Genomic DNA, 7,208 nt, shown 5'->3' with positions numbered 1-7,208 from the left:
ACGACAACCTCCAAACCGGGGACGGAAGACTCAGTCAGCCCCTCACCACACCGGACATGGTCCATTCCGGACGCGTCCTCCCAACCTCAGTTAAATCTCTACTGTTCCAATGGAATAAACACCCTGTTTTTCACCGGGTCCGTCATCTCTTCCCTTGCTTTGGCAGCCTGAAGCGCCTCCTCGCAGAAAACTTCCTGGGAAATAACCAGAGTTTTGCCTCTCTTATCCTTCTTTGCATAAGTTCCGTCAGGCTGTAAAAAATGGGCCTTCACATTGTCGTTTAACTGGACATCCAGGATATGGAGCAGACGCTCTTTCAGCTTCTCATCCTCCACCGGAAAGAGAATTTCCACACGGCGGTCGAGATTCCGGGGCATCCAGTCCGCACTTCCCATGAACAGCTTCTGGTCTCCGCTGTTCTCAAAGAAGAAGATACGGCTGTGCTCAAGGAAATTACCGATAATCGAGCAGACCGTGATATTTTCGCTCAGCCCCGGAACACCTGCTTTCAGACAGCAGATTCCCCTGACAATCATATCAATCTTTACGCCCGCACAGGAGGCCTCGTAAAGATTGGCGATGATTTCTTTGTCGCAGAGGGAATTCATCTTTACGATAATTCTGGCCGGCTTGCCGTTTTTTGCGTTCCGCGTCTCCCTCTGAATCAGGCGCAGGAATTTGCCTCGCAGCCACAGCGGGGCGAGTGACAGCTTATTCCAGCCAAGAGGCTCTGAATAGCCGGAAAGCATATTGAATACGGCAGTTGCGTCCTCTCCTATCTGCGGATCGCAGGTGAAAAGGCCGCAGTCGGTGTAGAGCTTCGCCGTGGTATCATTGTAATTTCCTGTTCCCAGGTGAACGTAACGGCGGATTCCTTCCTCTTCCTTCCTGACAATCAAAGTGATTTTACTGTGGGTTTTAAGTCCCAGCAGGCCGTAAATAACGTGGCAGCCCGCTTTTTCCAGCATTTTCGCCCATATAATATTGTTTTCCTCATCGAACCTGGCTTTCAGCTCCACAAGCACGGAAACCTGTTTTCCGTTATCCGCAGCCTCCGCGAGCGCCGCAATAATCGGGGAATTTCCGCTGACTCGGTATAATGTCTGCTTGATGGCCAGAACATCCGGGTCTTTTGCCGCTTTCTTGATAAAGTCTACCACAGGCTCAAATGTTTCGAACGGATGTGTTAAAAGGATATCTCCTTTTCTGATATTTGTAAAAATGTCATCGTCATTCATCAGGGCCGGCACCGGCTGCGGCGTATAACCGGGCGCCTTGAGCGCGTCAAAGCCGGGAAGTCCGTAAACCTTCATCAGAACCGTCAAATCCAGAGGGCCGCTGATTTCATAAATTTCATCATTTGTCACTTCCAGCTCATTTTTCAGGATGTCAAGCAGGCGCTTATCCGCTTTCTCTTCAATATCCAGTCGGATTGCCTCGCCCCACTGGCGTTTTTTAAGCTGCTTTTCAATCTCCTTGAGCAAATCTTCCGCCTCGTCCTCGTCAATGCTCAGATCGGCATTTCTCATGACGCGGAAGGGGTGGGAACAGATGATATCGTAATTCAGGAACAGCTTGTCGATATTTCTCTCGATAACCTCTTCCAGATAAATGATTGTCGTTTTCGTCTCATTCTGCTCCTGGCTCTCGTCCTTCCCGTTCTTCTCCCCATTCGGTATGACAACGACTCTGGGAAGTCCGGTCGGCACACGGACCATGGCAAAATCCAGCTCGCCGTCGCCCTTTTTCTTTCTCACCAGAGCGGCAATGTTTAGGGATTTATTGCGAATCAGCGGAAAGGGTCTGGACGAATCCACCGCCATCGGGGTCAGCACCGGATAAACCACTTCTTCGAAGTATTTATCCACATAAATCGCTTCTCTCCTGGTAAGATTTTCATGGCTGGTTATAATCTTAAGACCATTCTGTTTGAGAGCAGGCAGTAGTCCCCTGTTATATGTCCTGTACTGATCTGCCACCAGTTCATGCGTCTTCACTCCGATAGCCTCAAGCTGTTTTGATGCCGTCATTCCGGCTATATCTGGCTTTGTATATCCGGCATGGATCATATCCTTCAGTGAAGCCACGCGCACCATGAAAAATTCATCCAGGTTGGATGCCGTAATGCTTAAGAATTTCAACCGGTCAAACAGAGGCGTCGTCTTGTCTCTGGCTTCTCCCAGAACACGGTAGTTGAATTCCAGCCAGCTCAATTCTCGGTTAACATAATTTTCAGGACTCAAATATTTGGATGATATCTCTGCCATCGTTTAGATCCCCCTTTTCTGTCTGAGTACCGGACGGATACCGAAGATTTCCTCAAAGAAATCTGCCTTCTGCTCAAAGGAAAAACGTTCCAGTACAATACTGTCCGTATAGCCGGTCGTTACAACCAGGCTTCCTTCCCTGACCGCCACCTTAAAATCTGACAGTTTTTGTTTATGTCCCCTGTCCATGGAGTTGGCCAGACGCAGGATAGCGGTCAGCTTGGCAATGAGGATGGTCAGTTCCCGTCTGGATATATTCATGCCCCCATGGCGGGAGAAATCAGATTCCAGAATCACTCCGTCGTAGGCAAATTCCTGAATATTATACCGCACGACATTGGCTACAATCTCCCGCTCCAGGTGGGACAGGCCGATAATCTCCGTAGCCATGATAATCTGATAGGCATTTTCCGTACTCTTTGTAATACTGACAAATTTCCCGCAGGCATGCAGGATGGCGGCTATCTGCAGCAGCAGCCTCTCCCGGTTGCTCAGGCCGTGGTATTTCCTGGTTGCGTTAAACAGGGCCACCGCCGTCCGTTCCACCTCCTGGGTATGTGCGGCGTAGCATTTATACCTCTTGGCCATATTGCGGGCTGACGACAGGATATCGCCTTCAAAATCATGATGGAACTTAATCAGCCGGCTCTCCTCCGCGTATTCCGCGGCAATGCCGTCGCAGAGCCGGATTCCCGGAATCCAGACGGATTCCGCTCCCAGCATATCCAGAACCTTCTTGTAAATAATAGCTCCCGGTATCAGAAGAGCCGCATAGTCATGCTCAATCTCATAATAGTCTTCAATTTCGTCCACAGACATGGAGGTCAGCTTTTTACAAAACGCCTTAAACTGCTCGGCTGTAAACCGATCCCTGTTTGCCTCCTTCATCCCCTTTTTGACCATATAGATGATACTCTCACCGGTGGCAATCAGGTTCTTAATCTGCCTGTCCTTCAGATACATCTTCTTAAATGTATAAAGCTCGTTATCCACCAGTTCGTCAATCACCTCCGGTATCATGTGGTAATTGACCTTCCAGTGCGCCGCCATCTCACTGAGTCGAAGGACTCCCAGAATCAGGTTCTGGGTTGATACCAGGGTATCTTTGTCAAACAGGGATATCTGGGAGCTGCCAAATCCCACATCCACAATTGCCGTTCCCGTCTGTACGGTTTTCTGAAACTCCGCATCTTTGGAGGCAACCGCCTTGTATGTCATAAACCTCAGTTCCGAATTATTAATCGGGATTACTCGCACGCCGGTCCGTACCAAAATCTGATCCAGAACAATCTGGCTGTTTCTGGCCTCCCTCAGGGCGCTGCTGGCATAGGCCCTGTAATCCTGCACCCTGTAGGTTTTCATAACCTCCATAAACTCCCTGAGGACCTGGCACATTTCGTCCACCAGCACATATGTGATCTTTCCGTCATTGTAGGTATCTTTTCCCAAAGCCAGGACATGGCGCAGGTGATCAATTTCCCTGATGCCGTACTTACCGGAAATCTCGTATATTCCCAGTTCCAGCTCAAATGATCCTACGTCAATTGCAGCAAATGTTTTAATGGCCATACTTTCACTCCTCCAGCTTTAATTTACCCAGCAAATGAGTGATAAACTGGGCGGCCGTCCTTCCTGACAATCCTCCGTGGCTTAACTCCCATTTATTTGCCTCCAGATACAATTCTTCCTCCGGTATCTCCACGTGATATTTATCCGCCAGAACCTTGACAATCTTCTGAAATTCCTTCTTATCGGGAGAACCGTAATATATTGTCACGCCAAACCGCGCTACAAGAGACAGCTTCTCCTGAACCGTATCGTTAACATGCAGCTCATCGTCCAGCTCCCTCTTGTCGCTGAATTTCTCCCGGATCAGATGACGGCGGTTAGATGTCGCATAAATCAGGACATTCTGCGGCTTAATCCCCAATCCCCCTTCAATAATTGCTTTCAGATACTTATACTCTATCTCGTATTCCTCAAAGGAAAGATCGTCCATATAAATAATAAATTTATAATTTCTGTCCTTAATCTGCTCCAGGACATCGGAAAGACTTCTGAACTGATGCTTATATACCTCTATCATCCGCAATCCTCTGTCATAATATTTATTCAGGATTGCCTTTATGCTGGAAGATTTTCCCGTTCCGCTGTCACCAAACAAAAGAACGTTGTTGGCAGCCTGTCCCTCTATGAATGCCTCGGTATTCTCAATCAGCTTTGCCTTCTGCATCTCATAGCCCACGAGATCTTCCAGGCCGATATGCTCTACCCTGGTAATCGGTTCAATTACCGCCTTGCCGCTGTTTTCATTCATATTAATGTGAAACGCTTTATTCAGGCCGAATTTACCGACCCCGAATTCCCGATAGAATTCCGTCACCGTATCCTGGAACGCCGTATCATCTTCCGTGCGCTCCAGCGCCGCCGCCAGCTCCACAATCCGGTTGCGGATTCTCCGGTTGAAGACCCTGCTCTCCTCCGAGGTACTCTCGTAATTCTTCATCAGCTCCCAGATTCCGCCGGATTCTTCATCCAGAACAGCGATATCGCTGGAAAACAGTTTTCTCATGAGACGGAAATCATGGGCCGCCAGCACATTAAGCGTGCCTCCCACAGGGCCTTTAATCTCACATGACGTGCTGTAGGCATTCTCATGGTTAGCCATACAGAATGCTAAAAAGCAGTGCCATAGATTTCCTTTAAAACCATAGGTCACTGCCAGTTCAATGAGACTATTGGCGCAGGCATAGGCATCCGGGCTGTTGTCGCCTTTTTCGGATGCCAGAAGTGTGCATACATCGTCAAATAGTTTCTGATATTTTAAGTTTCTGTACAGGATCATCTGATTCCCTTTAATTATCTCATTCTCTTTCCTTATTCTTTCTTCCATGCTGCCCTCTTTCCGGCTGTAAAGTCTCATCAAATCAATAATTGCCCAGGATTCTCATATTCTGCGCCTCCCGGGATATTCCGTAGAGTGCGTTGATGACTCCTGGATTCTCCAGATTGCCTTCAATATCAACGAAAAAACGGTATTCCCAGCTCCGGCCGGGAACCGGCCGTGATTCAATCATCATCATGTTGACATGGTTGAAGATAAAATTGCCCAGCATATTGTAGAGGGAACCGCTTTTGTGGGGGAGTTCAAAGCAGATGCTGATCTTCTCCGCCCCCTCTCTGTACACCGGTTTTCTTGACAGAATCAGAAAGCGTGTTGTATTATCCCTGCTGTTATTGATCGCCTCCGCCAATGGTTTCAGGTCATAAATCTCCCCTGCAATTTCACTGGCAACGGCAGCCTGTGTCCTGTCATTCTCATCGCGGACCTTTTTGGCTGCCACCGCATTATTTTCCATGCTGATCTGCTGCCATCCGGCTCTTTTATTCAAAAACTCCGAGCTTTGCAGCAGCGCCTGTGGATGGGCATATACGCGCCTGATGTCATCCAGCGTTGAGTCCTTCGTTCCCAGAAGGAAATGTTTTACCGGAACAAAGGTCTCCGCCACTATGTAATTGTCATACCTCAGAAGCAAATCGTAATTGTCCGTGACGAAACCGGCAGAAGAATTCTCGATGGGAAGCACCCCAAAGTCCGCCTTATCCTCCTGAAGCTCTATCATCAAATCTTCAAATCTGCGGACATGATGGATGTCCGCGTCTTTTCCGAAATACTGAATGGCGGCTGCATGCCCATAAGCTCCGGCAAGTCCCTGAAATGCGACACGTCTGCCTGCCGTATCCAGCTCCGAAACCTTCTGGAATCCCAGCTCCGTAAGGCCAATCCGCCCTGCCATAGTCTGGTACTGATAGCGCCGGCTCAAGGTCATCATCTGAAGGAACAGCTCGCCGACTGCCTGTTTATTAAAGTCCCCCTCCGCCATACCGGTGAGGGCTTCTATCTTTTCCTGTTCCCGCTTTGCGTCATAGACAGGCTTCCCTGTCCGGATTTTAAACTCCGCCACCTCACCGCAGAGCCTCATTCTCTCTTCAAACAGATTTTCGATCTGCTTATCTATTTCATCCAGTTTAATTCTGATTTCCGCTAAGTCCATGCTGCTCCTTTTCAAGCATTCTGATTATCTGCTTTCTTGTATAAGCCCCGACAAACTTCCGTTCCTCCGGAGGCAGTTCTTTAATAATAAACGGCTCGCCAAATTCAATCGTAACTTGAGCCGGTTTTATGAATGGAAGATGTTTTTCAAATACCTCCGCCGTACCGGTAATCGCAACCGGAACTACCGGACATCCCGACTTCTCGGCAATTTTTAAGCTTCCTTCCTTAAAAGGAAGCAGCTCCAGGATATTATCTCCTCTGTTCCTCGTTCCTTCCGGGAATATCCAGATGGAGACCCCCCTCTTCACTTTTTCAATTCCCTCTAATATTGTCTTGAGTCCTTCTTTCAGGTTCTTCCTGTCCAGGAACAGGCAATTTACGTTAGCCATCCAGTCTGAAAGAAACGGGTATTTCTTCATCTCTTTTTTGGCTACAAAACCTAACAAATCCGGCACCGTCGTATAGCCTACCAGAATATCAAAATAACTCCTGTGATTTCCCACATAGAGAACGGGCTGCCCCGCCGGAACATTCTCTATCCCTTTCACGGTTACGCTGACTCCTGATACTTTAAGAATAAATCGGAACACCTTTTTTACAACCCGCAGACTTTCCCGTTCCATCTTCTCCTGATCGGTCCTGCCAAGCTTCTTCATCTTATGCAGATATCCCGCGGAGAAAACAAGAAAGCCAATTACTGTTAATGCCACAATTATAAAACGTATCATTTTCTTCACCTCGCTATCTGTTCTATTATATAAAAAGAATGGCGCTTTTACAAGCATTTCCTGTCTGTAAAATGCCTGTAAAACCTGAGGATTGTTACTGTTCAGACGGGGGGGGCTGAGATCTGATTGGAGATTTAGTTAAGCAGGTGAGGACGC

Annotated in this window: 5 protein-coding genes; all 5 read right to left on the bottom strand. The window is 48.1% G+C overall.

Going from position 1 to position 7,208, the window contains the following annotated elements:
• Positions 1 to 98: 98 nt before the first annotated feature.
• Genes CLOSYM_RS14205 through CLOSYM_RS14185 form a run of 5 tightly spaced genes read right to left on the bottom strand, consistent with a single transcriptional unit; the run spans position 99 to position 7,052 of the window.
• Positions 99 to 2,267: an RNA degradosome polyphosphate kinase gene (locus CLOSYM_RS14205; RefSeq protein WP_021642634.1), complete on the bottom strand. Its 2,169-nt coding sequence runs from the start codon at positions 2,265 to 2,267 to the stop codon at positions 99 to 101.
• Positions 2,268 to 2,270: 3 nt separating this feature from the next.
• The gene (locus CLOSYM_RS14200; protein WP_003497009.1) at positions 2,271 to 3,836 is read right to left on the bottom strand and encodes a Ppx/GppA phosphatase family protein; all 1,566 of its coding nucleotides are present in this window, start codon (positions 3,834 to 3,836) and stop codon (positions 2,271 to 2,273) included.
• Positions 3,837 to 3,840: 4 nt separating this feature from the next.
• Entirely contained in the window at positions 3,841 to 5,160 is a 1,320-nt protein-coding gene (locus tag CLOSYM_RS14195; RefSeq protein WP_049943741.1) for an ATP-binding protein, read from the bottom strand.
• 34 nt (positions 5,161 to 5,194) lie between these two features.
• Positions 5,195 to 6,322 (bottom strand): bifunctional chorismate mutase/prephenate dehydratase, encoded by a 1,128-nt coding sequence (locus CLOSYM_RS14190; protein ID WP_021642632.1) that lies wholly within the window; start codon positions 6,320 to 6,322, stop codon positions 5,195 to 5,197.
• Positions 6,297 to 7,052, bottom strand: coding sequence for a lysophospholipid acyltransferase family protein (locus CLOSYM_RS14185; protein ID WP_044902443.1), 756 nt, complete (start codon positions 7,050 to 7,052; stop codon positions 6,297 to 6,299). Before CLOSYM_RS14185 ends, CLOSYM_RS14190 begins: the two co-directional genes overlap by 26 nt.
• Positions 7,053 to 7,208: the final 156 nt, after the last annotated feature.

The sequence above is a fragment of the [Clostridium] symbiosum ATCC 14940 genome (assembly GCF_000466485.1).
Lineage (GTDB): Bacteria > Bacillota > Clostridia > Lachnospirales > Lachnospiraceae > Otoolea > Otoolea symbiosa.
The sequence above is the reverse complement of the archived record's forward strand: the minus strand, read 5'-3'. Positions and strand labels throughout refer to the sequence as shown.